The following is a 24,767-nucleotide window of genomic DNA, read 5'->3' as shown; positions in this document are numbered from 1 at the left end:
AGCGTAACGCCTTAGCCTTTCACACCACCAGCAGTCAAACCACCCACTAACCAACGTTGGGCGAGTAAGAAAACACCTGTGATCGGTACCGCTGAAAGCACGGCTGCCGCCGCGAAGTCGCCCCACAGATAGTTCTGCGGATACAAGTACTGCTGCATGCCGACCGCCAAGGTATACGAATCAACATCCGACAACAGAATCGAAGCAACTGGCACCTCACCTACCGCCATGATAAACGACAGAATAAAGACCACAGCCAAGATAGGCACGGAGAGCGGAAGCAGCACCAGCCTAAACGCCTGCCATGGAGTGGCGCCATCCAGTGCTGCGGCTTCTTCCAATGAACCATCAATGCTCTCGAAGTAACCTTTAATGGTCCAAACGTGTAATGCAATCCCGCCCAAGTAGGCAAAGATCAAGCCACCGTGCGTGTTGAGCCCCAAAAACGGAATGTACTGCCCTAACTTATCAAACAAGGCGTAGATAGCCACCAATGCCAACACCGCTGGGAACATCTGGAAGATCATCATCGCGTTCAAGATGGTTTGCTTGCCTTTAAATCGCATACGCGCAAAGGCGTACGCCGAGGTGGTTGAGAGCACCACGATAAACAGCGAGGTGATCCCGGCCACTTTTACCGAATTCCACAGCCATAATAGAACGGGAAACGGCGGTGGCGTGACCGAGCCATCCGGATTAGTTACCGGGAAGCCCAATGCTAATTTCCAATGTTCAAGTGATGGATTTTTCGGGATCAAACTCCCGGTGGCGAAATTCCCTTCACGGAATGAAATCGCAATAATCATTAACAGCGGAAATAGGATCAGCGCCAAAAATAAGCACAAGCCAATATGGGTTGCCCAGACGCGATATTTTAAGGATTTACCTTGTACCATTGCCATATTTACGTCCCTCAGTGCTCGTTTTTCTGCGTCATGCGGAGGTTGATTAACGCCAATGCCCCGACAATCAAGAAAATCAGTGTGGCGATGGCACTTGCCAAGCCAAAGTCTTGACCACCACTGCCTTCAAAGGCGATGCGATAGGTGTAGCTGACCAGCAAGTCGGTATAACCGGCCGGCTCAGTGGTGCCGATACGGTTTGGCCCACCTTCTGTTAACAGCATAATCATCACAAAGTTATTGAAGTTAAAAGCAAAAGCGGCAATCAGCAACGGTGTTAATGGTTTAATCATCATCGGCAGCGTAATACGGGTGAAGTTCTGAATGAAATTCGCGCCGTCAATCGCTGATGCTTCGTAGAGATCATCGGGGATCGCTTTAAGCAAGCCCATACAGAGGATCATCATATAAGGGAAACCAAGCCAGGTGTTGACAGTTAGCACCATGCTCCGCGCCAAGAACGGGTCAGAGAACCAATTCGGACTGATGCCAAACAGGGCTTCCAATACCATGTTGATTTCACCAAAGCTTTGGTTAAACAAACCGCGGAAAATCAGAATCGAAATAAAGGCTGGCACCGCATAAGGCAGGATCAATAATAAACGGTAGATCGATTTGCCTTTCAGCTCTTCCCACTGCACCAAGCTCGCCAATATCAAACCGATAAAGAGGGTAAACACCACGGTGAGTACAGAAAAAACAATCGTCCAAATAAAGATGCCAATAAAGGGCTCTTTAATCCCCTCATCTGTCCAGACACGCTCAAAGTTATCGGTGCCAATTTGCACCACATAACCGGGCGACACCGTGTCGTCAACAAACTCACCCGAAGCATTAACCGGTTGGTAATACCCTACCTCATCATTGGGTTTGAGTGTCTCACCCGTCTTATTATTGATCAGCGTGCGACCATCCTCTTGCAAACTATACAAAGGCTGAATGGCGGCGAACTTGCGTAACCCACTCATACGAATGGTTTGATCATCTGACAATTGTAAATCTAGATTACCGAGCACCTCTCGATTTTGAATCACATCGCGGAGTGACGCTTTTTGTCCCTCAACACTGTCAATCGGGCTAAGTGACAAGTTTTCATCGGCCAGTGTTGCAAATTCAAATGGCTTGGTGGCAAAACGTGTGTTTTCGCCTTCCACCACAATACGAACGCCTTGATCCGTTTGATATAACGAGAAAGGATAACTGTCGCCACTTTGAAAGGTTCGCTCGAGTAATACGGACTGGGCACGCTCGAAAGAGAGTTGATTTTTGGCGCTATAGTTGGTGAATGACAGCCCAACGGTATAAACCAACGGAAAAATAATGAAGAGGATCATCCCCGCGATACCTGGATAGATATAGCGATGGGCGTATGTTTTTTTACTGCCAAAAATGTACAGCGCTAGTGCGGTTAATACCACAGTTAACAGGGCAAAGGCAGTTTCACCACGCGAATACATCAAGACGGTGGCATAGCCATTGATGATGGCCACAGTAGCCAGTAACGCCCATTTTATGAACGCTTTTGTGCTGCTGGGCAAAGAAGAGCCTGACGTTGTCATAGCTTGGGAACCTTGGACTGACTGCATAAGGAACGCTACTCACATAGTTTTTAAAAAATGCAGGGAGGCAAGCCCCCCTGCAGATAGAGCTTATTTGACCATTTGCGTTTCCGCATCGTCGAGCGCTTCCTCGACGCTTTGACGGCCATCGACCACATTGATAATGGCGTTTTTGGCAGCCGCCCAGAACCCATTCATTTGTGGAATGTTCGGCATCACCTCGCCATGTTTGGCGTTTTCCATGGTCGCAGCAATACGGCTATCTTGAGCCAGCTCTGCTTGATACGCATTCAGCGCCACCGCACCTAGGGGCTTATCCGCATTGACCGTTGAAAGGCCTTCTTTCGTCAGCAGGTAGTTTTCAAGGAACTCAACCGCCAGTGCTTTATTTGGCGATGCGGTGCTAATACCGGCACTAAGCACACCAACAAAAGGCTTGGACGCTTCACCTTGGAAGGTAGGTAAGGTGGTGACACCATAATTGATACCTGACTTTTCGATGTTGCCCCACGACCATGGGCCGTTAATGGTCATCGCTGTGTCACCTTGGTTAAAAGAAGACTCAGAGACTGAGTAGTCCATATCTGATGAAATCACGCCATCTTTGACCATCTGCTTCATGAAATGTAGCGCGTCATGCACACCTTGGTTATTGATACCCGCGTCTTTAACATCATAGCCGTTTGCCGTTTGCTTAAACGCGTAGCCGCCATCAGCCGCCATTAATGGCCATGTAAAGTAGGGTTCTTTTAAGTTCCACATGATGGCTGACTTACCCTGCTCTTTGAGCTTGGCATCCATCTCAACTACGTCTTGCCACGTTTCTGGCGGGTTTGGCACCAAATCTTTGTTGTAGATAAGGGAAAGCGATTCTACTGCCACTGGGTAGCCAACATATTTACCTTTGTATTTCACCGCATCCCAAGCAAAGTCGACCATGCCTTCTTTAAGACGGTCTGAAGGGCGAATTTCTGCCAACAGGCCTGACTCTGCGTAGCCGCCAAAACGGTCATGCGCCCAAAAAACAATATCTGGACCATCGCCCGTTGACGCCGTTTGCGGGAACTTGTCCTGCAAACCATCAGGGTGAACAACGGTCACAGGAATCCCCGTGTCTTGCTCAAAGCGGTCACCCACTTCTGCTAGGCCGTTATAGCCTTTATCACCGTTAATCCAAATCGTCAGTTGGCCTTCTTCGATATTGGCGTGTGCGCCAAATGAACCCAGTGCAATGAGGGTACCGAGAGCAACAGCGCTAAGTGATTTTTTCATCTTTCTATCCTTCTTCTACTGAGGTGTAGCACGATTCCATGGAGGATGAGCTGTATTTCACGGTCTATCATGGGTAATTCCCGCGCATTCCTCATCATCCTGGCTTCTACGCCCTACGCCTGTGCGAGCGAATTCGTGATCCATATCGCTCGTCGCTAATGATGCGGCTCACAAAAATAAACGGTACGTGATCAACTTCAACTAATTTGCTAATCATTTTGTGATGTACGCCCTCAAACTAAATTAGGGAGGAGATCATCCTCCTCCCCGCCTACTCCCCCTGCAATAATTTCACTCGGGAGGATGTACCGCTTGCGCAGATACGCGACACTGCTGTCATCAAAAAAGCATCGGGTGGAACCTATCCAATGTGCTTAATCAATGACCAAACAGCGTTCAACAAAAAAGATAACGCTCAAAAATGGCCGATATTGAATAACACAACCACCTATAATGCGTATTGAGCCGAATTAATGAAAAGCGATTGAGGGCGAGCGACATGGCAAGTGTCACGTTTAAAAACGTTTGTAAAGCGTATGACAACGATGTAATGATTTCAAAAAACGTTGACCTAGAGATTAAAGACGGCGAATTTGTTGTTTTTGTCGGTCCATCTGGTTGCGGTAAATCCACTTTATTACGCTGCGTTGCCGGATTAGAAGATATTACATCGGGCGATCTTTATATTGATGAGCAACGCGTCAATGAAATAGAGCCTTCTAAACGCGGCGTGGGAATGGTGTTTCAATCTTACGCGTTGTATCCCCACCTAAATCTTTATGACAACATGTCTTTTGGCCTAAAACTGGCCAAAACGAACAAAGCCGAAGTCGATAAGCGCGTCCATCAAGCGGCGGAGATCTTACAACTCGGCCACTTACTCGACAGACAACCCAAGTCTTTGTCCGGGGGACAACGTCAGCGTGTCGCGATTGGCCGCACTCTGGTGTCTCAACCTCGTGTCTTCCTCCTCGATGAGCCACTTTCCAACCTCGATGCAGGGTTACGCGTGCAGATGCGCGCACAAATTACCAAATTACAACGTCAGCTTGGCTGTACCATGATTTATGTGACCCACGATCAGATCGAAGCCATGACCATGGCAGATAAAATCGTGGTACTGGATGAAGGCCGTGTGGCGCAGGTTGGCAAACCGCTAGAGCTTTATCATTACCCTCAAAACCGCTTTGTCGCGTCGTTTATCGGCTCACCCAAAATGAACTTTATGAGTGTCTTTATTGAGGATGTTGAGCCAAACCGTGTCAAAGTGCAGCTCAGTGAAGGTGCCAGTTTCTGGGTACCTGTCGATGGCAAAACCGTCACGCGCGGCGATCGCATGTCTCTCGGCATTCGTCCTGAGCATTTGGTGGCCGCCAAAGACGGCGATGCGCAAATTGAAGGGGAAGCGACCATTGTCGAGAAGCTAGGCAACGAGACGCAAATTTATCTCAACCTTGAAAGTGCAGACGCAGACGTGATCTATCGCCAACTCGATACCGTTGAGATTGAACCCGGTGAGAAGTACGCCATTGGTATTCCAGCCCATCGCTGCCATTTGTTCCACAGTGACGGTCGAGCGTGTAAACGCCTGCATCGCGAAAATGGCGTCACCTTCGTTGATGAGGAAGACGCAGCCTAATATCACCTTGTAAGAGACTACGACTAGGCCGCATTCGCGGCCTTTTTTATGGTATCGATCCAGACAGAAAAAACGCCAAGAATTAACTTGGCGCAATCTTCACTTTGTCGCCCAAAGGGCGTCAGTACCGTCACCCTTGCCAGCAATAAAACACAGTGGCTAATGGGGGGAGATTCAATGTTAGCGATTGAGGCTGGTCGTGCGCCGCGCTTTTATCGGTGCTAAGCGTTGCGTAAACGGGATACCCACTGCCCCAAAACGCCTCATCATCCGAGTTTAATACCAATTGGTAGTCGCCACTCATCGGCACACCCAGCTGAAAACCATCCCGGGGGACAGGGGTGAAGTTACTCACCACCAGCATCCGCGAGCCGTCATCGCCAAGCCGCTCATGGGCTATCACGCTAATATCTGCAGCGTCTTTTAATCGCCACTCAAATCCTGCCGGATCGCAGTCAAGTCGGTACAGCGCCGGCGTTGAGACATACAGGTGGTTCAGCGCTTTCACCCATGCTTGGATACCTTGATGGCGACCGTATTGCAGCCAATGCCATTCAAGCTGGCTGTCATGGTTCCACTCTGCGGTCTGACCCATCTCCGTGCCCATAAAATTGAGTTTTTTCCCCGGCTGGCCATACATGTAGCCCAAATAGGCACGTAAGTTCGCCGTTTGCTGCCACTCATCACCGGGCATTTTACCGATCAACGAACCTTTTCCATACACCACTTCATCATGAGACAAAGGCAGTACATAGTTCTCGCCAAACGCATAAACCAATGGAAATGTTAGCGTGTCGTGGTGATAGCATCGATACACCGGCTCTTCACGGATATAACGTAAACTGTCATTCATCCAACCCATGTTCCATTTAAACCCAAAACCCAGGCCACCCGCATAAATTGGCGAAGAGACCCCGGGAAACGTGGTCGATTCTTCGGCAATCGTCATCGCATTGGGAAAATAGTGATAAACCGACTCGTTCATCCATTTTAACGTGGCAATGGCGTCGTAGTTCTCGTTGCCGCCATCTAGGTTCGGGATCCATTGATCCTGCTCACGCGAGTAATCGAGATAAAGCATCGACGCGACGGCATCGACACGCAAACCATCAATGTGAAACTGGTCAAGCCAATACAAGGCGTTATTCACCAAAAAGCGGCGCACATGCTCTTTACTCATATCGTAGAGATGACAATGCCAGTCGTTGTGCCAGCCACGTCGTGGATCGGGGTCATGATATAAGGGCGTACCATCGAAATAGGCCAAACCATGATCATCGGTAGGGAAATGTCCCGGCACCCAGTCGAGAATGACGCCAATGCCCGCTTGGTGGCAACAATCCACCAAGTACTTAAAATCATCCGGCGAACCATAGCGGCTAGTCGGCGCGAAAAGCCCCACTGGCTGATAGCCCCAAGAACCATAAAAAGGATGCTCACTGACTGGCATCAGCTCTACATGGGTATAACCCATTTCCACCAAGTAAGGGACTAAACGGTGAGCAAGCTCACGATAGCCCAGACACTGACCCGATGCATCTCGCTGCCACGAACCAAGGTGAAGCTCATAAAAAGAGAGCGCTTGCGTATGTTTTTCAGTCACGGGGCGGTCTTGCCACTGCTGATCGTGCCATTGATAAGCATGTTGATCATAGGTCAGAGAAGCAAATGACGGGTATTGTTCAGCATACGCACCATAAGGATCGGCCTTGTGCGGTAAACATTGTCCATCGGGACCCGTTAACGCATATTTGTAGCGTTGATTAAGGCCAAGATGAGCGACAAACCCCACCCAAAACCCACCTTCGATGGCAATAAGGCTTCCAGCCTCTGCCTGCCATTGGTTCCAATCACCGATCACACTCACTGATTGTGCATGAGGCGCAAAGAGCACAAACCGTACACCCTCGACCGGTTTGCCCGCGACGGGTAACGTCACCGGATGCGCGCCCATTTGCTGATGTGCAACTCTCGGGTTATATAAAGCAGCCATATCAATTGCAAAATGATCAGGCTGAATAGACTGGGGCAGTATTGAAATGGAAGAATCTGGCATCAGCGACTCCTTATATAAAAAAACGCTCCATCCTATGCGTGTTGGCTGGCACTGAGGATAGAGCGTTAGAGCATGGTATGGTGGTTACGCCGTTTGCCGACTCGCTTGCATGCGCACCCGAGATAAGTCTCTGGCAAGTTGATTCAACTCTTCACGGCTAAAGAGCGTTTCCAAACTGGCCGAAAGCTTACGCCGCCAGTTGGGGTATTCGTCTACCGTACCAGGGATATTGACGGGTTTGTCCATCTCCAACCAGTCTTCCAACTGGACACTTAATAGTGCTGACTTGCCAGCGGCAACATGCAATTGCAACGCGCGGCACAAGTGGCCATCCATCGGCACATAACGCGCATCACCCCCAACCCCATCTGGTAGCATGCCATGCCAGCGCACACTGTCTAAAATGCCCTGCTTGGCTTTCAAACGATCATCAAACAATTGTTGAAGTTGCGCTTTATCTGGGTATAGGCCGAGCTCTTGACCCAGTTTTAAATCGTCGCAATGCCAAAAGCCACGAATGGTTGGCATATCATGAGTGGAAAGCGTCGCCATCGCCTGCTCGGTATAGTGCGCCGGAGAAATAAAACCCCCGTCTTCTTCTGAGGTTTCAAAGAAGAATACCTTGTAGGAATGCACGCCCGCATCGGCAAGTAACGCACCAATTTCATCTGGTACCGTCCCCAAGTCCTCGCCAATCACACTGCATTGATGACGGTGCGACTCAAGCGCTAAAATCGCGAGCATGTCTTTAACGGGATAGTACAAGTAAGCGCCCTCGGTGGCATTTTTCCCCTTAGGGATCCACCATAAGCGCAGCAAGCCCAGTACATGATCGATACGCAACGCCCCACAATGACGCATATTGGCCCGCAACAACTCGATGTAGGCATGATAGCCAGTGTGTTTCAGTGCTTGCGGATCAAATGGCGGTAAGCCCCAGTTTTGCCCCCGAGGTCCCAACACATCCGGCGGCGCACCGATACTGGCATCCAGTACTAAGGGCGAGTTGTCCGACCAGGTTTCGCTTCCCGCGTCTGACACCCCAACAGCGAGATCACGGTACAAGCCCAGCGACATCCCCTGCTCTTCAGCAATGGCTTGTACCTCTTCCATTTGACCTTCGGCAATCCACTGTAAGTACATGTACAGTTGGATGTCGTCGCTGTGCTGCTCGATAAATGCTTGCGTCGCTGCATTTTCATAGCGACGATATTTTTCAGGGAATACGGGCCAGCCCCAAGCATGAGGGTCTTCCGCGCGTAAATGTTGATGCAAGGCATCAAAGGTGGCTTGCTGTTTTAAGCTCTCTCCGCCTTTTTCAATAAAGTCTAAAAACGCACGGCCACGTCGAGTCTGTTGCAGCAGTTCGCGTTGCTTAAACTCTTGAAACAACAAAGGCAATACGGCCATTTTTAGGGCGGCGACTTCGCTATAATCGACCCAGTGAGTGTCGCGCACTGCTTGCAGGCGACGCTGGAACTCGGCGCTGCCCACGAGTTGCTGCGCACGGGCGCTCAAACAAAACTCACGAACGTTGCTCACATCAATGTACAAAAGATTAAGCCAGCGGCGTGATGAGGGACTATAAGGGCTCGCGGCTTCTGGGTTAGCAGGGAACAACGCATGAATGGGGTTAAGGCCAACAAAGTCCGCGCCACGCGAGGCGAGCTCACTGACCAATTGTTTCAAGTCACCAAAATCACCAATCCCCCAGTTGTGAGGGGTACGCAGTGTGTAGAGCTGAATACTCGGGCCCCACATTTTTTTGTGTTGATCCAGTTCAGGTTGTTTATAGCATTGAGTAGGCGCCATGATGAGCGTCATTTGGTACGGTGATTGACGCCGTTTACGTATCACAGAAAGGCGATGATAGCCCCACGGTAGGGAGCAAGGCAGGCTAAACACTAATGGGCCGCCATTACTGCGCTCATCGCGAACGATTTGTGACTGTAAGTAACCCTCGAAGCACTCGCCCTGTTCGGTTTCCAACCGCCAACTAAAGTCACTTTCTCGCGCACTGGTCCCTAAATGAAGCGCAATTTCGACTGGCTCATTCTCCTGTACCACTTGCACGGGCGCGAGCACATCCGCTTTATGTTTCTTCGCCGCCGATGCCAATAACGCCTCGTCATTTCGTGTGTCATAGCCAAGTGACGTTAGTAAGTCATGTAAGGTACTGTCCGGCACGGCCGCTTCTGAGCCCCATGCACTGATATAGCGATCAGCGAGGTTGGCCATTTGTGCGACTGTCTTCAATGCAGATTCTTTCATCGCTTTCTCCGAGGGGTCTGCCCCCTTCTTTTATTGGGCAATATTGTTGTCATTATTGTTAGGTGGCAAGGCTCATTCCTTGCCACCGATAAGGTTGTTAACCCATTATTTGCAATTAGCGCTTAATCGCTTCTAACTGCCAAATGTTAGTAACGTAATCGCGAATTGAGCGGTCTGAGCTAAACTTACCGACCAACGCGGTATTCAAAATCGCTTTACGTGCCCATTGCGACGCGTCACGGTAATCACGGTCAATGTCATTGTGTGCGCGCACGTAATCGGCAAAGTCAGCCAAACACAGGTACGGGTCGCCGCTACCCATGACACTGTCAAAGACAGGACGCAACGCCCCAGGCTGACCTGGCGTAAACGTCTCATCCAACAGACTGTCCAAGGCGGCCTTCAATAGAGGCTGGCTATGATAGACCGCTTCAGGCTGATAGCCTTTTTTGCGCAACGCCGTGACGCCATCGACATCAAGACCAAAGATATAGATGTTGTCGTCACCCACTTCTTCACGGATTTCCACGTTCGCGCCATCCATGGTGCCAATGGTGAGCGCGCCGTTGAGTGCCATTTTCATGTTCCCCGTGCCAGACGCTTCTTTACCGGCCATAGAAATCTGCTCAGACACATCGGCAGCAGGAATAATGATTTCCGCCATACTGACACGATAATCAGGAATAAATACCACTTTGAGCTTGTCACCGACTCGTGGATCATTATTAATGGTTTCAGCCACCTTATTAATCGCATAGATGATCGATTTTGCTAATTCATAGCCAGGTGCCGCTTTCGCAGCAAAAAAGACCACACGCGGCGCCATATCGAAATTCGGCTCATTGATGAGGCGCTGGTACAGTGAAATGACGTGTAATAGATTAAGGTGCTGGCGCTTATATTCATGCAGGCGCTTAATTTGTACATCAAAAATCGCATCGGTATTTAGGGTGATATCGAGGTGCTCTTTGACCCATCCCGCCAAACGCTGCTTGTTGCGCTTTTTGACATCCATAAACGTCTTTTGAAAAGCAGTGTCGTCCGCGTATTGTGCAATCTGCTCGAGTTGCTCCAATTGCGCTGGCCACTGCTCACCGATTTTCTCACTGATCAAGTTGGACAAATCAGGATTACAGAACTTCAACCAACGACGCGGTGTGATGCCATTGGTCACATTTTGAATGCGCCCTGGGTATAGCGCGTCAAATTCTGGGAATAAATCACGCTTAACCAACTGAGAATGCAAGGCGGCAACGCCATTCACCGCATAAGAGCCAACCACACATAAATTAGCCATGCGCACCATGCGCTCACCTTTGTCGTCAATCACAGACAACACCTGCTTTTTGGCCACATCGCCGGGCCACTTCGCTTCTACCTCTTGCATGAAGCGATGGTTGATCTCAAAAATGATCTCCATATGACGCGGCAGCAAACTGGCAATCAACGCCTCACTCCAGGTTTCCAGCGCTTCGGGCAGTAAGGTGTGGTTGGTGTAAGCAAAGGTACGACTGGCGATGGACCAAGCCTCATCCCAGCCCAGACGATAATCATCCAGCAATACGCGCATCAGCTCAGGAATAGCGATGGTGGGGTGAGTATCGTTCAACTGAATGGTTTCGTAGTCTGGTAATGCGGCCAATGCATGCCCTGCCTCTAGATGACGACGGAGAATGTCTGATACAGAAGCTGCACTGTGGAAATACTGCTGCATTAAGCGCAATGTTTTACCCGCATCGTGGTTATCGTTGGGGTACAAGACTTTGGTCAAATTCCCTGCAGCGATGGCGGATTGCTGAGCCTGGGTATAGTCACCGTCATTAAAGGCATCAAGGGCAAACGGCGTTAACGCCCGTCCTTCCCACAGGCGCAATGGGTACACAGTATTGCTTTGATAACCCACAATCGGCAGATCCCAGGGCATGGCCTGAATTTTCATGCCCGGCACCCACTGACGGTACGTGTGCCCTGAGTCCTCAATCACCTCTACATGGCCATAAAAGCCAATGGTTTGCGCTAAGTCAGGACGTACCACTTCCCACGGGTAACCTTCAGGCTCACGCCACGCATCCGGTGCTTCTTGTTGTGCGCCCTCTTTGAATGACTGGCGGAACAAACCATATTCATAGTGCAAGCCATAGCCGACCGCAGGATACTGTTGGGCCGCCAATGAATCCATAAAGCAAGCGGCGAGACGCCCCAAGCCACCATTGCCCAAAGACGGATCACGCTCTTGTTCAAGTAAATCCGTTAACCCGAGGCCAAGCTCACTCACGGCATCGGCAATCGCATCGTACAAGCCCATGCTAATTAAATTGTTGCCGGTTAACCGACCAATCAAAAACTCGAGGGATAAATAGTTAACACTTTTAGCTTGTTTAATGGCTTGATCGTGTTCAGTGGCTACCAGATCACTCGTGGTATGTTCGGCTAATGCACGGCCCAGTGCGAGGTACCAGTCGCGCAGCTGAGCGGTGTCTGGTGCGTGACCTAACTGGGTTAGGTGTTGAACCATACTGATTTTAAACGCACTTTTATCAAACGCATGTTGCTGTTTTGGTGTCATGTCGTCGCTCTCGATAATGGAATGAAACCTTGATGGTTATTCATCCTGCCCAACCCGAGCACGGCAAACATCCTCCCACGTCGTTGTCATCAAAGGAGGAGACCACAGGGCGTAGAGAGCCAGGTCACATAGCAATAGTGAGCCGCCTCTCATCAAATCCATGAGCAGCCCTTTATCGAGTGACCTAAGTCACGCTATGAAACAAAAAAGGCGCTACGCCCACGGTGAAAAACATCGCTTTCCTTTTGTGATTTTTGTGCGCTAACGCAAATTAAGCCCTAATAAACCGAGATGGATGTGTATCTCAATCATTAAAAAGGCCACCAATATGACGTTTAAGTGATATAAATCACAATTAAAAGGCGTAGCTGCACTAAATTGGGGCATCCGTTAAGAGATCAGGGATAGATCATAGTTTGTGCGTTTGAAGTTACATACACTGCAATCAGGACAGAGGTGCGCACCAAAAAGGTCGCACCGCATTTGCAGTGAAGGACAGTGTCTTATGTGGATCCCATCAAAGCTGACTCGGCCTGGACGGCTTTATAACGCGATATTACGCCCGCGTGTGCTCGATATTTTACAACAAGCCCCTCACTATAAGCTGGTGCTGTTTCGCTCTCCGGCCGGATATGGCAAAACCACCATGGCTGCACAATGGCTCGCGGATCAATCCAATGTCGGCTGGTTTAGCATTGATGATAGTGACAACGACAGCTTTCGCTTCATTAACTACTTACTGCAAGCGCTGCACCACGCTACCCAAGAGGGCTGCGCCAACACGATAAAGCTGGCGGAAAAACGCCAATTCTCATCACTTCGTGCGCTCTTGTCTGATGTCTTTGCTGAACTGGCAGGGTTTCATGCCACTAGCTATTTGGTGTTGGATGACTATCAGCTCATTGATAATGAGGAGATTCATGAGGCGATGCGCTTTTTCATTAAGCACATGCCAGATAATCTCACTTTGGTGGTCACCTCACGCGCCAACCCTCCACTGGGCACCGCGAATTTACGCGTACGCGACTTGATGATTGAGATCGGCAACGAGCTTCTCGCGTTCGATAACGAAGAAACGACGCGCTTTTTTAATCAACGTGTCGACGATGGCGTGGATGAATCCACGGCGAACGCATTATGCCACTACGTTGAAGGTTGGCCGTCAGCCTTGCAGCTCATTGCGATTCAAGCGCAGCACCAAAAGCGTACCCTGATGCAAAGCGCCGCGTCTTACGCTGGTTTTAACCATGCCCACCTTTGGGACTATTTGGCCGAAGAAGTGTTTGATTTGCTTGATGCTGAAACACGTCAGTTTCTCATGAAAGTCTCCGTACTAGAGATGTTTAATGACGAGTTGGTTTTCGCACTCACTGAACGCGAAGATGCATTGAATATGCTCGAGTCACTAAATCGCTATGGCTTGTTTATTTATCCACTTGAAGGAGATAACAACTGGTTCCGATTCCACCATCTATTCGCGGAGTTTTTGGCTCATGAGCGCCAAGCACGGATCCCTCACCAACAACAGCCCTTGCATAGACAAGCCTCACTGGCATGGTTGAAGTTACAATCTCCCCATCAAGCGTTGCGTCATGCACGCTACGCCAAAGACGATGCATTGTTGGCCGATATACTCAATCAGCACGGCTGGCGTATGTTTAATCGTGGTGAATTGTCGACACTAGAAGCCGCGATTATCAAACTCAGTGACGAGCTTTTATACCAATACCCAAATTTAAGCCTGCTACGTGCTTGGTTAGCCCAAAGTCAGCACAGGTATCATGAAGTTGGCGAACTTTTAGCCAGTGCAGAAAAAGCCTATCAAACCCGACAAATCCCACTTGATATCGATTACCAAGGCAATGCCAATGCGTTGCTCGCCCAAGTGGCCATTAACGCGAATAATCCTGAGCAGGCGATGCAGCTGGCAGAAAAAGCGCTCGAGCAACTCGATAGCGCCAATTACCGCGGTCGCATTGTCGCTACCTCGGTTGTGGGAGAAGTGAATCATGTGCTCGGTGAGCTGGATCGCGCCTTATCCATGATGCAACAAACCGAGAAATTAGCGCGGCAACATCAAGTTTACCATCAAGCACTTTGGGCGATTTTACAACAAAGTGAGATCTTACTTGCGCAAGGCTATGTGCAAGCCGCGTTTGAGTTGCTCGACAGCGCCGATCAGCTCATTGAGGATCAACAACTGCATCAAGTTCCTCTCCACGAGTTTGCCTTACGTCTCCGTGCCCAAATCTTATGGTGTTGGAACCGGCTTGATGAAGCCGAAGCTTGCGCCTACAAAGGACTGCAGGTTTTAGAAAATCAGCCACCGAGCAAGCATTTGCATAGTTACTCCATGCTCGCACGCGTAGCCGTTAGCCGCGGCGAGTTAGACAAAGCGGCAAAAAGCATTGAGCATATTGAACACCTTTTGCGCGAGTCTGTTTATCACGTTGATTGGACCGCCAATGCATCATTGTCGCTGTTACTCTATTGGCAAGCCAAAAATGAACTCACCAACATGGACGAGTGGTTACACCAAGCCACTCGCCCCGCTACCGCCTGCAACCACTTTAGTCAGCTTCAGTGGAGAAACATTGCCCGTGCGCATCTGCATTTGGGTCAGTATGACCAAGCACGTCAAGCGGTTGATTTTCTGCGCCGCGAAGCAAACAAAGCCAACTTGGTGACCGATAAAAACCGCAATTTGATTGTTGAAGCCGTCCTTGCCAGCAAAGAGCAAGAGACAGAATATGCCAAAAGCCTCTTGCAAGATGCGCTGATCCTCACCAATCAAACCGGCATGATGGGTAACTTTTTGATTGAGGGCGAGGCGCTCTCCCCGCTCCTGCATGCGTTAATTGAACAACACGCACTCGGCGCCCTCGAACGCCACCGTGCGCAGCAACTCCTCAAGGAAATTGCGAGCCATCAACGCTCTCGTTCAACGCACTTTGATGAAGCCTTTGTCGAAAAGCTGGTCAACCACCCTAACGTGCCAGAGCTCGTGCGAACCAGCTCATTGACACAACGCGAGTGGCAAGTGCTCGGCTTAATTTATTCAGGCTTCAGTAACGAGCAAATCGCCCATGAGTTGGATGTCGCGGGAACAACGATCAAAACCCATATTCGTAATTTATATCAAAAGCTCAATATCGCTAACCGCAAAGAAGCGGTCGTCACCGCCGAAAACCTTTTACAACTTATCGGGAATTAGTCAACCCTGTCTACGCCCTCAGGCTTTTCTGGGGGCGTAGAGGCCTCGCGCTCTCCCCCTACCTTTCGTGATACTTTGCTGAATTTCATCATCTTTTTTGTAATGACACGCTGAATTTTAACCCGATCACGCATGGTAGATGCCCTCCTTGAGTAAGCTGCGCTCAGTATTGATAAATGAGGAAAGATCAATGAAGCGCACTCACCTTTTGCAACCACTCGGCACACCGGTCGCCGTTGCAGCTACCATAGCGTTAGCGGGTTGCAATATCGAAAACGACCCCAATTTTCCCCCTAGAGATGCGGGCACTAGCGATGCCAGTGTGCTATTTGCTGACGCCGATACCCTGCTCACTCATCAAACCAACGCCACCTCGCTCACCTTGTATTACTCCGCTGATGGCACGATGCGCTATAACCCGGACACGCAGCAAGTGGAAAACGCCACTGCGAGTGTCGAATCCACCCTTGCCACCCGCGATAATTGGCAGACATCGTTTCCCCATTTGCAAGGCGACGTTAAAGGGTTCGACTTTGACTTTGTTAGCGCCAATATTGCCCTGAAGCAGTGGCTCAAAGGACAAATTCTCGCCATCGCCAAAGACGGCGACACCGTACTAACCGCAACCGATGTGCAACCGGCGCGGGCGCTTGATGCCTTGTATGCCGAACACGCCGAAAAACTTACCTATGGTGCCATCCCTGACGCGGGACACACTGAATTTCGTCTTTGGGCTCCCACCGCACAGCAAGTCTCGCTAGTGCCCTATCAATCGGGGAGCGAACAAAACGCGCCAAAGCAGCGCCAAACACCCATTAAAATGGACTTCGACGCCAACTCAGGAAGCTGGCATGTTGCCACCACCGCGCTGAATCATGGCGACTATTACCGCTATCAACTATCGGTCTATCACCCAACCACACATCGTATCGAGCGTCTCGAAGTCACTGACCCTTACTCACATAGCTTATCGACCAACTCTAGCTATTCACAGGTGGTGGATCTAAATGCGCCCGCGCTTAAACCCAGTGGCTGGGATACGCTGAGTGCACCTTACTCGCAGCAAAACCCTGCCAACAGCGTGATTTATGAGGCGCATGTGCGTGATTTTTCCGCGCTCGATCAATCCACACCAGACAATCTGCGCGGTAAGTATCTGGCTTTTACCCAAAATAGCACCGCCCCGGTCAATCACTTAAAAGCGCTTTCTCAATCCGGCGTTACCCACTTACACCTGCTCCCCGTGTTTGATATTGCCTCCATCAACGAAGACACGGCGCAGCGTATCGATTTAACCGACCGTTTCTCCACGCTATGTGACAAAGCACCTTCGCTGAAAGAGACGCCAAGGCTGGCGAGTGAGTGCGACAACAATCAAACCATCCAAGCGGTATTAATGGATTTAGCCACCCAAGACAGCGCTGACACTCCCTATGTGCAAACGGTGATGGCAGCGATGCGTCAACACGACAGCTTTAACTGGGGTTACGATCCTTTCCATTACACCGTGCCCGAAGGCAGTTATGCGACCGAGCCTGAAGGCACCGCGCGTATCCTCGAGTTTCGTAAAATGGTCATGGCAATTAAACAGAATATCGGCATGAATGTGGTAATGGACGTGGTCTACAACCACACCCACCAAGCAGGCTTAGGGCCCTATTCTGTGCTGGATAAAGTCGTGCCTTGGTATTATCAGCGCCTTAACCCCGTCACTGGAGACGTTGAACAATCCACTTGCTGCTCAAACACCGCGCCTGAGCATCGCATGTTTGCCAAACTGATCGATGACTCGATTGCCACCTGGGTGAAAGACTACAAAATCGATGCCTTCCGTTGGGATTTGATGGGGCATCATCCGCTGGCCCAAATCGAGCACACACTTGCCGTTGCCCGCGCCATCAACCCAGATGTGTATTTCTATGGTGAAGGTTGGAACTTCGGTGAAGTCGCCAACGATCGCCAGTTTGTCCAAGCCACCCAAGCAAACCTTGCAGGCACCGGTATTGGCTCATTCTCTGACCGACTTCGGGATGCGGTTCGCGGCGGCGGTCCATTCGATGGTGGCGAGTACCTACGCAAAAACCAAGGCTTTGGTAATGGTCAATGGGTCGTCCCCAATGATTTACAACAGCAAGACAGTGGGGAAAGAGCCAGTGCCTTGCATAATGCCGATCTCGTTCGTTTGGGTATGGCGGGTAACTTAAAAGATTTTCAGTTACAGATTGCCAATGGTGATGTCGTGCGCGGTGACGAGGTCGATTACAACGGTCAACCGGCTGGCTACGCAAAAGATGCTTGGGAGGTTCAAAACTATGTCTCCAAGCATGACAACCAAACCTTGTGGGATAACCATCAATACAAATTCCCTTACGCCATGCCGCTTGCGACACGCGTCCGCGCCCAAGCCGTGTCACTCTCAACGGCACTGCTGGGACAAGGGGTGCCTTTTATTCACATGGGCAGCGAACTGCTTCGTTCAAAATCCATGCAGCGTGACTCCTACGACTCAGGCGATTGGTATAACCGCGTCGACTTTACTCAACAAACCACGCAGTGGGATCAAGGGCTGCCGCGTGAAGATAAAGACGGCTACAACTGGCCAACGATTGAAACCGTGATTGCTAACCACAACAGTGAGGCCAAACCAACACCGCAGGCAATCAGCAACATGGACAGCTACTTTAATGAGCTGGTGGCGCTGCGTGCGTCGTCAGGGCTGTTCCACTTAGGCCAAGGCAGCGTGATTAACCAACGTGTCAGCTTTCACAACACCGGCGCCTCACAGATCCCAGGGCTAATTGTGATGCAGCTTGATAACAGTGGCAGTCTGCACGACAGCTCGATTGATGCAACGCGTGACGGGATTATCGTCGCGATCAATGCCTCAGGCACGGCGGTCAATGACTTTGCCAACATCGACGCCACCGGCTATCAACTTCACAGCTTGCAAGCTAATGCGGGCAACCGCTCGATAGCGTATAACCAAAGGGCTGCTCAAGTGACCAACGGCAAACTCACCGTACCCGCTTGGTCCGTCGCCGTATTCGAGAAACCTCATCAACCTTAACTATTATATGGGGGAGTGCTGCTCCCCCGTTTCACTTGCCGCCCGGACATCTACCCGTAGCACAATCCTCATCGACCGCGTCCCCCCATTAAAAGGCCGTTAATTACACTAGTTTTATGGCCCGCGCTCGCGTTATTTATAGTGATATCAACGCTTGAATACGCTTTGACAGTATTTCCTCGTTTTTTGTGTTGCTATTGGCATAAACGCTGATCGGTTCACTCAACACCCGAGTACAGGATGTGGTACGGTATTTCTCTCTAATTGGAACTGATATCACACTAATCAATAGCCATTGATGAGTGTGAGCGGTCAACAAGGAATAAGTTAATGTTAAAAGATTTGGTCGTTGATGGGCGTTATAAAAAAACACTGGATCAGTCGATACACGCTATCGTGACCATCGACGAAAAAAATGACGTCATCTATTTCAACGATGCTGCGGAATCACTGTGGGGCTATCAGCGCAATGAAGTATTAGGTAACAACGTCAAAATGCTGGTTCCAGAAGAAATTCGGGGCAGTCATGACGGGTTCATTAATCATCACCGTATGACCCAAGAAAATCGCATCGTCGGAACCTCTCGCGATGTGCAATTAGAGCGAAAAGATGGCTCTCATGTATGGGTCAATATCTCGTTGAACCACATTAAACATGCTGGCAAATCTACTTACACCGCGTTTGTTCACGATATTTCTGCACAAAAACAAGCTCAAGAAATAGTCAACCAAACGCTCGAACAAGCATTGGATGCCGTGGTGACCATTGACGGTAATAACATTATCACCTTCGCCAACCGCTCTGCGGAGCGCTTGTGGGGATACACACGTGAAGAGATGTTAGGGAACAATGTCAAAATGCTGGTGCCAGAGCAACACCGCCATGAGCACGATGAATTGGTCAACAAAAACCGCCGGACTGGCATCAATAAAATTGTGGGTTCAACGCGGGAAGTGCCCGTTGTGCGCAAAGATGGTGAGCACCGTTGGGGCAGCTTTTCGATCTCGAAAATTGAACTCGACAACGAAATCCAATACACCGCGTTTGTCAAAGACGTCACAGAAGAAGTTGAGCGTCGGGAAGAGTTCAAAATGCTATCGATGGTGGCGGATGAGACAGATAATTCAGTCATCATTACCGATGCCGATGGCTATACTCGTTATGTTAACCAAGGGTTTGAAAAACTCACCGGGTATACCATGTCGGAAATGCGCGGCAAAAAACCAGGTACTATGCTTCAAGGGCCAGGGACTAACACCGAAACAGTCGCGAAGATTTCACAGAAACTAAAAAACCGCGAACCCTTTTACGACGAGCTCCTTAATTATAACAAGCAGGGTGATGCCTATTGGATTTCTGTTTCTATCAATCCAATTTTTGATGACAACGGGCACTTATCTAGCTTTATTTCCATTCAAGCTGATATCACCGAAGCCAAGCAACGCTCATTGGAAGCAGAAAGACGCTTCGAAGCCATCAGTGTTAGCAACGGGATTATGCAATGGCGGCTTGATGGTAAACCTGATTCGTTTAACTCGTATATGCTCGACCACTTGCGCGCAGAAACAGCATCAAACTCAGAAATTCTAAGCAACAACCTTAAGAATAAGCTCGGAGAGTCGGCATTTAGTGATATGCTATCGGGTCAACAAATAAAAGAAGTACTGCCGTTTACCGCTGCAGACGGAAGCGAACGCCGTTTCGATACTGTCGTCGCCCCCATTTTTGACTCCGAAGGAAACCCTGTTTACCTCGTCTCCTACGGCATTGATGTGACCAATAGAGCTCAAGCGGTTGATGTCACCGAGAAGGAGATGACAAAAGTCGAAGCATCTAGCAGCGAGATACAACAAATTATTGGTGTAATAAACGGCATCGCCGAACAAACAAACTTACTCGCGCTCAACGCGGCGATTGAAGCAGCTCGTGCCGGTGAGTCGGGCCGAGGTTTTGCCGTGGTCGCCGATGAGGTACGACAATTGGCACAACGCTCGGGAGAGTCTGCAGCAGAGATCCGCCGGCTAGTCGACCAAACCAACGAGCGCGTTCGCGCATTAGCCGATGCACTTCAAAATTTAAATGGCGAAGACGACTAGTCGTCCTAGCATAAGGAGGCCTATCACTCACCATTCATATCGGTATAATGCGCGTCTCAGCTTTTATCGATGAATGGCATTATGATCAAGAACCTGGTCTCAACTTACCTCAAAGGCATGGCGATGGGCGCTGCGGATGTGGTTCCTGGTGTCTCTGGCGGCACCATCGCATTTATTACTGGCATTTACACGCAGCTATTGGAGAGTATTCGGCGTATCACGCCGCGCCTTTTTGCACTGTGGCGCAAGGAAGGCTTCAAGGCGGTCTGGCAACATGTTAACGGTACCTTTCTTTGTGTACTCTTAGCTGGCATTCTGACCAGCATTGCTGGTTTGGCAAAAGGGATCAGTTGGACCCTCACCCATCATCCGATCCCGCTCTGGTCGTTTTTCTTCGGCTTGATCATCGCCTCAGCGTTGCATATTGCCAAACAGTTGCCCGCCCCCAAGGTTCGGCCTAAAACGGTTCTCGCCGTACTATTAGGGATTGGGTTTGCCTACTGGATTACCATTGCTAACCCGCTGCAGCTCACCGCGGGTCCGCTCACCGTCTTTCTCGCCGGTGCCATCGCGATTTGCGCCATGATTTTGCCGGGGATCTCTGGCAGTTTTATCCTACTATTGCTGGGAATGTACAGCCCCATTCTGGATGCGGTTCACCAAGCGCAATTCGGCTTATTAGGATTGTTCGCTGTCGGCGCAGTAACGGGCTTACTGACGTTTTCGCACCTATTGTCCTGGCTGCTGCGCCGCTATTATGCACTGACGCTCGCGTTTCTCACCGGTCTGATGTTGGGCACATTGGGCAAAATTTGGCCTTGGAAACACACACTCACATGGCGTACAAATTCATCCGGTGAACAAGTCCCCCTCGTGCAAGATAACCTTTTACCCGGCACCTACGAGGCAATCGTGGGACACTCGGCACAAGTTGGCTTGGCTATCGTTGCCATGATAGGTGGCTTTGTGCTGGTATTATTGCTGGAGCGTTTCTCGCCTGAGCAGGAATAGATGATGAATGAACCCTCCTCACGGCTCGCCGTGAGTCACCCCTTAATAATCACCGCCAGTATTGCGATGCTGGCAGTGATAGCTTTTTTTCTCCCCTCGTGGCTGTCTGGCTTTTTCTCGACCGCCTCGAGTACAACTATCGCGCCAGCCGCCTACTGCTCGCTCAATCAGCAAACGTGCCAATACGAGGGCTATCAAGCTCGCTTGGGCAATCCGGATGTTCATCCACTACACGCCAATACCCTCACTGTGACCGCCCCCCAAGCGCTTAACACGGATACATTGCTCGTTAAGCTCAAAGGCGTCGAAATGAACATGGGTGAATATCGGCTGGTGCTTAAACAAACCGATAAACTGACTTATCAAGGGCAACTGATGCTGCCCGTTTGCACCGAAGACAGCATGACCTGGGCAGGAACCATTACCCTAAATGCTGACGCAAACACGCTGTTCCCCATTAAAGTACGCATGGAGCGACTATGAGTAAGAAAGCTTGGCTTGTCGCCATTATTGCCGTTTGTTTTGGCTTAGGTGCCCGCGCGCTATTTGACAACTATCAAACGTCACAAAAACAGGCTCAGGCGGGGGCATTACAATCACAAGGGCAACCGTTTAATCTTTACAATACCGATGACCCACGTCCACGTATTGTTTATTTCGGCTATACCCATTGTCCTGACGTTTGTCCCACTTCGCTCGCCGTGTTATCTGCCGCGTTAAAATCGCTCCCTGAGTCGACACGAAACGCGGTGGCGCCAATCTTTATCACCCTCGACCCAAAGCGTGATACAAGCGAAAAAGCGGCGGAGTATGCCCATTTTTTCCATCCGGCCATCACCGGTGTCAGTGGTTCTGAGGCGCAAATTGCGCAGCTGGCAAAGCGCTACGGTGTGTTGTATCGCATCACCGAGCTGGAAGACTCCGCCATGGACTATGCCGTTGACCATAGCTCCTTTTTTTATTTTCTTTCACCGAACGGTGAACTCGTAGAGAAAGTCCCTCACACCTTAAACCCTGAAATGCTGATCGCAGCGATTGAACGGGTGACTGATCAAAATAAGGAATAACAATGACATCATTCAAATCTTTTGTTGCCGCTATCGCCTTTATGGTTGCACCATTCGTGCATGCCCATGGTGAGTTTTTTATTCATGATGCCTATGCGCGGGCCACTGCACCAGGCGCACCAAATAGCGCCGCTTTCATGGTTCTCGATAATCAAAGCAAGGTGCTAAAACGGGTAGTGAGTGCGAGCACGCCGGCAGCGAAACGGGTAGAGTTGCATGAGCATGCTATGGTGGATGGCATGATGGAAATGCGACAAATTGCGCAAATCCTGGTGCCTGAAGGCGAGCAAGTGACCCTAAAGCCAGGTGGCCTACATGTAATGTTGTTTGATCTGACTCAGCCACTCAAAGTAGGCGAGCACATTTCATTGACATTAAACACCGCGGACGGTCATTCACTCACCAAGCAGATCCCAGTGAAATCGGTCATGGCGGGCATGAAACATCACAACAAAGAGATGCACGCAAACCACGAATAAGCACAATATCGGATACCTCTTACCTCGCTAAGTGTTAACTCGGTCAAGCTCTGCTATTTAAGTAAAGGATTATCCAGCAAAAATGCGTTTAAGCGTCTAAGGTTGACAATAGTCGCGTGGATGCGTGACCCTAATGACGCGATTGCTATGACAAACAACAATAGCGAGGTTATTTATGAAAATCCGTCCAATGGCGCTAGCTGCCGTCGCATCGAGCATGTTGCTCGTCGGTTGTACCAGCAACACAGCGTTACAGCAAAGCGTTGATGATTTATCAGCGAAAGTCGATGCATTATCGAATGATGTATCTATGATGAAAAGCGACGTGAGCGATACCAAAGATACCTCTCAAATGGCATATGACGAAGCAAAACGTGCCAATAAGCGCATTGATAATATGGCGCAGTCTTACACGAAATAGCGTATCGATTAAAGCACCGATTACTCGCTGAACAAACAATGAATAACGGCGCGCGATGCGCCGTTTTTTTATGCTGTGATCTTATCCGCCTTATCCGGACTTTTACTGCTCAGATCGCGTCATTTGCTTAGCATCTACGTCCACATGCTCTAGACGCTGCCAGGCTTTCAACTGTGCTGGGGTCAGTGTAGCGATCTCTGTCGGCACGCCTTCTTGGACAGATAACGCCGCTCGGTAGCGCCGAGGTGACAGTTCCAGCCGCGCTAAAATCGCTAACACCTGAGGATCAGGCTCAACCGATAAACGCGCTTTGGTCTCTTTTTCATTTTTTGACAAAGGACGATGCGCCTCTACCATCACTCGCCCATCAGGCTCAACGCTTAGCTTCGCGGGTTGATTGATAATTCTAACCGGGGTGTGGACATCCACTTGCTCAAACAGCCATGCCACATCGTCAGGTCGAAGCCGGATACAGCCAGCACTGACTCGCAGCCCAATACCAAACGACTTGTTAGTGCCATGAATCAAATACTCACCGTTACCGAAGCCCAACCTTAGCGCATGCTCACCTAAGGGGTTGTTTGGCCCTGCTGGCACCACATCAGGCAAAATGATGCCACGCTGTTTTTTATATTCCTCACGAATGCTCTGCGGTGGCGTCCAAGTCGGATGTTCGCGCTTTTGGCTAATATAGGTGTTCATTGTGGGGGTTTCGCGACCCACTCTACCGATCCCGATGGGAAACACATGAACATCACGTTGCGCGTCCGCCTTTTCTCCCGTTACCTTAGCGTCTGGTTCAGGAAAATAATACAGGCGTAGTTCAGCAAGGTTGATCACTATCCCTGAGTGAGGTGGTGAGGGCAACAAGAGCTGGTTGGGTAAGCGCACCAGAGAGCCAGGCTCAGGCAAGTAGGGATCAATCCCTGGGTTGAGCGCTAAAAGCGCTAGAAACCCCATATCATAGTGTTTAGCAATGGCTTCTAAGTGCTCGCCCTCTTTGACGATGTGCGCCTCTGGATAGCCAACAAGTCGACTGCCGTCGGTGGGTAACGGATACGGGGTGGCAAATGCTGTCGGCACAGCTAACACCCAAAGTACCACACAGGCTAATAATCTCTGTATGGCACCTTTGCCTACCATCGG

15 protein-coding genes and 1 pseudogene are annotated in these 24,767 nt (G+C 50.0%); 9 read left to right on the top strand and 7 right to left on the bottom strand.

What is annotated here, in order from left to right:
- Positions 1–11: 11 nt before the first annotated feature.
- The 3 genes from malG to malE form a co-directional block, all read right to left on the bottom strand.
- A complete protein-coding gene (gene malG, locus BZG72_RS10195) occupies positions 12–902 on the bottom strand; it encodes a maltose ABC transporter permease MalG (RefSeq protein WP_046075898.1) in 891 nt (296 codons plus the stop codon).
- Between the two features lie 11 nt (positions 903–913).
- Complete coding sequence (malF, locus tag BZG72_RS10190; protein WP_077666723.1) at positions 914–2,488, bottom strand: maltose ABC transporter permease MalF; 1,575 nt, start codon at positions 2,486–2,488, stop codon at positions 914–916.
- A gap of 63 nt (positions 2,489–2,551) precedes the next feature.
- Positions 2,552–3,733 carry a maltose/maltodextrin ABC transporter substrate-binding protein MalE gene (malE, locus tag BZG72_RS10185; RefSeq protein WP_077579336.1) on the bottom strand — a complete coding sequence of 394 codons (1,182 nt, stop codon included), beginning with the start codon at positions 3,731–3,733 and terminating at the stop codon, positions 2,552–2,554.
- A 499-nt stretch (positions 3,734–4,232) separates the two neighbouring features.
- Between malE and malK the strand changes: the two genes are divergently transcribed.
- Positions 4,233–5,372: a maltose/maltodextrin ABC transporter ATP-binding protein MalK gene (gene malK / locus BZG72_RS10180; protein ID WP_046075901.1), complete on the top strand. Its 1,140-nt coding sequence runs from the start codon at positions 4,233–4,235 to the stop codon at positions 5,370–5,372.
- Positions 5,373–5,502: 130 nt separating this feature from the next.
- Here malK and glgB read toward each other — a convergent pair whose 3' ends face one another.
- The 3 genes from glgB to BZG72_RS10165 form a co-directional block, all read right to left on the bottom strand.
- Positions 5,503–7,428: a 1,4-alpha-glucan branching protein GlgB gene (glgB, locus tag BZG72_RS10175; protein ID WP_077666722.1), complete on the bottom strand. Its 1,926-nt coding sequence runs from the start codon at positions 7,426–7,428 to the stop codon at positions 5,503–5,505.
- A gap of 84 nt (positions 7,429–7,512) precedes the next feature.
- On the bottom strand, positions 7,513–9,699 hold the full coding sequence (gene malQ, locus BZG72_RS10170) for a 4-alpha-glucanotransferase (protein ID WP_077666721.1): 2,187 nt from the start codon (positions 9,697–9,699) through the stop codon (positions 7,513–7,515).
- Between the two features lie 115 nt (positions 9,700–9,814).
- Positions 9,815–12,265 carry a glycogen/starch/alpha-glucan phosphorylase gene (locus BZG72_RS10165; protein ID WP_077666720.1) on the bottom strand — a complete coding sequence of 817 codons (2,451 nt, stop codon included), beginning with the start codon at positions 12,263–12,265 and terminating at the stop codon, positions 9,815–9,817.
- A gap of 505 nt (positions 12,266–12,770) precedes the next feature.
- Here BZG72_RS10165 and malT point away from each other — a divergent pair.
- The 8 genes and pseudogenes from malT to BZG72_RS10125 all read left to right on the top strand — a co-directional run bounded on the left by malT (position 12,771) and on the right by BZG72_RS10125 (position 23,621).
- Positions 12,771–15,479, top strand: coding sequence for an HTH-type transcriptional regulator MalT (malT, locus tag BZG72_RS10160; protein ID WP_077666719.1), 2,709 nt, complete (start codon positions 12,771–12,773; stop codon positions 15,477–15,479).
- 190 nt (positions 15,480–15,669) lie between these two features.
- Entirely contained in the window at positions 15,670–18,546 is a 2,877-nt protein-coding gene (gene pulA / locus BZG72_RS10155) for a pullulanase-type alpha-1,6-glucosidase (RefSeq protein ID WP_241832541.1), read from the top strand.
- Positions 18,547–18,915: 369 nt separating this feature from the next.
- Positions 18,916–20,556 (top strand): annotated as a pseudogene (locus BZG72_RS16535) (PAS domain S-box protein); the annotation flags it as partial.
- A gap of 168 nt (positions 20,557–20,724) precedes the next feature.
- Positions 20,725–21,654: a DUF368 domain-containing protein gene (locus BZG72_RS10145; RefSeq protein WP_077666740.1), complete on the top strand. Its 930-nt coding sequence runs from the start codon at positions 20,725–20,727 to the stop codon at positions 21,652–21,654.
- Complete coding sequence (locus BZG72_RS10140; protein WP_077666716.1) at positions 21,655–22,137, top strand: hypothetical protein; 483 nt, start codon at positions 21,655–21,657, stop codon at positions 22,135–22,137. It begins immediately after the preceding gene.
- A complete protein-coding gene (locus tag BZG72_RS10135; protein WP_077666715.1) occupies positions 22,134–22,721 on the top strand; it encodes an SCO family protein in 588 nt (195 codons plus the stop codon). Before BZG72_RS10140 ends, BZG72_RS10135 begins: the two co-directional genes overlap by 4 nt.
- Before the next feature lie 2 nt (positions 22,722–22,723).
- Positions 22,724–23,200 (top strand): copper chaperone PCu(A)C, encoded by a 477-nt coding sequence (locus BZG72_RS10130; RefSeq protein ID WP_052708145.1) that lies wholly within the window; start codon positions 22,724–22,726, stop codon positions 23,198–23,200.
- Positions 23,201–23,375: 175 nt separating this feature from the next.
- Positions 23,376–23,621, top strand: a complete 246-nt coding sequence (locus BZG72_RS10125; RefSeq protein ID WP_046075907.1) for an Lpp/OprI family alanine-zipper lipoprotein — start codon at positions 23,376–23,378, stop codon at positions 23,619–23,621.
- Positions 23,622–23,723: 102 nt separating this feature from the next.
- On the opposite strand, the gene BZG72_RS10120 is transcribed toward BZG72_RS10125, so the two are convergent.
- Entirely contained in the window at positions 23,724–24,764 is a 1,041-nt protein-coding gene (locus BZG72_RS10120; protein ID WP_077666739.1) for a L,D-transpeptidase family protein, read from the bottom strand.
- Positions 24,765–24,767 lie beyond the last annotated feature (3 nt).

Origin of the sequence: Salinivibrio sp. PR6 (assembly GCF_001995955.1) — a bacterium.
In the GTDB taxonomy this organism is placed as follows: Bacteria; Pseudomonadota; Gammaproteobacteria; order Enterobacterales; family Vibrionaceae; genus Salinivibrio; species Salinivibrio siamensis.
The sequence above is the reverse complement of the archived record's forward strand: the minus strand, read 5'-3'. Positions and strand labels throughout refer to the sequence as shown.

What these genes read in the sequence shown, in the direction of transcription:
- malG (WP_046075898.1), bottom strand. Translation starts at nt 902, where the DNA reads ATGGCAATGGTACAAGGTAAATCCTTAAAATATCGCGTCTGGGCAACC.
- malF (WP_077666723.1), bottom strand. Translation starts at nt 2,488, where the DNA reads ATGCAGTCAGTCCAAGGTTCCCAAGCTATGACAACGTCAGGCTCTTCT.
- malE (WP_077579336.1), bottom strand. Translation starts at nt 3,733, where the DNA reads ATGAAAAAATCACTTAGCGCTGTTGCTCTCGGTACCCTCATTGCACTG.
- malK (WP_046075901.1), top strand. Translation starts at nt 4,233, where the DNA reads ATGGCAAGTGTCACGTTTAAAAACGTTTGTAAAGCGTATGACAACGAT.
- glgB (WP_077666722.1), bottom strand. Translation starts at nt 7,428, where the DNA reads ATGCCAGATTCTTCCATTTCAATACTGCCCCAGTCTATTCAGCCTGAT.
- malQ (WP_077666721.1), bottom strand. Translation starts at nt 9,699, where the DNA reads ATGAAAGAATCTGCATTGAAGACAGTCGCACAAATGGCCAACCTCGCT.
- BZG72_RS10165 (WP_077666720.1), bottom strand. Translation starts at nt 12,265, where the DNA reads ATGACACCAAAACAGCAACATGCGTTTGATAAAAGTGCGTTTAAAATC.
- malT (WP_077666719.1), top strand. Translation starts at nt 12,771, where the DNA reads ATGTGGATCCCATCAAAGCTGACTCGGCCTGGACGGCTTTATAACGCG.
- pulA (WP_241832541.1), top strand. Translation starts at nt 15,670, where the DNA reads ATGAAGCGCACTCACCTTTTGCAACCACTCGGCACACCGGTCGCCGTT.
- BZG72_RS10145 (WP_077666740.1), top strand. Translation starts at nt 20,725, where the DNA reads ATGATCAAGAACCTGGTCTCAACTTACCTCAAAGGCATGGCGATGGGC.
- BZG72_RS10140 (WP_077666716.1), top strand. Translation starts at nt 21,655, where the DNA reads ATGATGAATGAACCCTCCTCACGGCTCGCCGTGAGTCACCCCTTAATA.
- BZG72_RS10135 (WP_077666715.1), top strand. Translation starts at nt 22,134, where the DNA reads ATGAGTAAGAAAGCTTGGCTTGTCGCCATTATTGCCGTTTGTTTTGGC.
- BZG72_RS10130 (WP_052708145.1), top strand. Translation starts at nt 22,724, where the DNA reads ATGACATCATTCAAATCTTTTGTTGCCGCTATCGCCTTTATGGTTGCA.
- BZG72_RS10125 (WP_046075907.1), top strand. Translation starts at nt 23,376, where the DNA reads ATGAAAATCCGTCCAATGGCGCTAGCTGCCGTCGCATCGAGCATGTTG.
- BZG72_RS10120 (WP_077666739.1), bottom strand. Translation starts at nt 24,764, where the DNA reads ATGGTAGGCAAAGGTGCCATACAGAGATTATTAGCCTGTGTGGTACTT.